This is a genomic window from Actinoplanes sp. URMC 104 (genome assembly GCF_051386375.1).
Classification (GTDB): domain Bacteria; phylum Actinomycetota; class Actinomycetes; order Mycobacteriales; family Micromonosporaceae; genus Actinoplanes.
On the sequence record NZ_JBPQTO010000004.1, the window covers coordinates 1,280,001 to 1,281,342 of the forward strand.

Genomic DNA, 1,342 nt, shown 5'->3' on the forward strand with positions numbered 1-1,342 from the left:
AGAGCACTGGATGGTCTAGGGGGCCTACAAGCTTACCGAAATCAGCTAAACTCCGAATGCCGGTAAGTGAGAGCGCGGCAGTGAGACTGCGGGGGATAAGCTTCGTAGTCGAGAGGGAAACAGCCCAGATCACCAGCTAAGGCCCCTAAGCGTGTGCTAAGTGGAAAAGGATGTGGGGTCGCTTAGACAACCAGGAGGTTGGCTTAGAAGCAGCCATCCTTTAAAGAGTGCGTAATAGCTCACTGGTCAAGTGGTTCCGCGCCGACAATGTAGCGGGGCTCAAGCACACCGCCGAAGCTGTGGCATTCACACTTTACTCGGCCGGCTTCCTTGAGGAGCGGGTCCAGGTGTGTGGATGGGTAGGGGAGCGTCGTGCAGCGGGTGAAGCGGCAGAGTGATCTAGCCGTGGACGCTGTACGAGTGAGAATGCAGGCATGAGTAGCGAATGAAGAGTGAGAACCTCTTCCGCCGGATGACCAAGGGTTCCAGGGCCAGGCTAATCCGCCCTGGGTGAGTCGGGGCCTAAGGCGAGGCCGAGAGGCGTAGTCGATGGATAACGGGTTGATATTCCCGTACCCGCGAAGGAACGACCCAGACGAACCCTATTATGCTAACCGCCCAAAGCGCCGGCGACCTTCGGGTCAAGGGTGTGGAGCGCGGGATCCTGGTGGGTAGTAGTTTAGTGATGGGGTGACGCAGGAAGGTAGCTGGTCCCAGGCGGTGGTTGTCCTGGGGTAAGCGTGTAGGCCCACACGTAGGCAAATCCGCGTGTGATTAAGGCTGAGACGTGATGCCGAGCCGTTTCAGGTGAAGTCAGTGATCCTATGCTGCCGAGAAAAGCCTCTAGCGATGTTCCGAGCGGCCCGTACCCTAAACCGACACAGGTGGTCAGGTAGAGAATACCGAGGCGACGGGTGAACTGTGGTTAAGGAACTCGGCAAATTGCCCCCGTAACTTAGGGAGAAGGGGGGCCGGACGCGTGAAGCCCCTTTGCGGGTGGAGCGTGGTATGGCCGCAGAGAGCAGGGGGAAGCGACTGTTTACTAAAAACACAGGTCCATGCCAAGTCGTAAGACGATGTATATGGACTGACGCCTGCCCGGTGCTGGAACGTTAAGGGGACCTGTTAGCCCGCAAGGGCGAGGCGGAGAACTTAAGCGCCAGTAAACGGCGGTGGTAACTATAACCATCCTAAGGTAGCGAAATTCCTTGTCGGGTAAGTTCCGACCTGCACGAATGGCGTAACGACTTCCCCACTGTCTCAACCACAGGCCCGGCGAAATTGCAGTACGAGTAAAGATGCTCGTTACGCGCGGCAGGACGGAAAGACCCCGGGACCTTTA

General features: G+C 57.5%; 1 rRNA gene (running past one end of the window). It reads left to right on the plus strand.

From position 1 onward, the window contains the following. Positions 1-1,342 (plus strand): 23S ribosomal RNA (locus ACSNN8_RS19920) (its annotated part extends 948 nt beyond the left edge of the window); the annotation flags it as partial.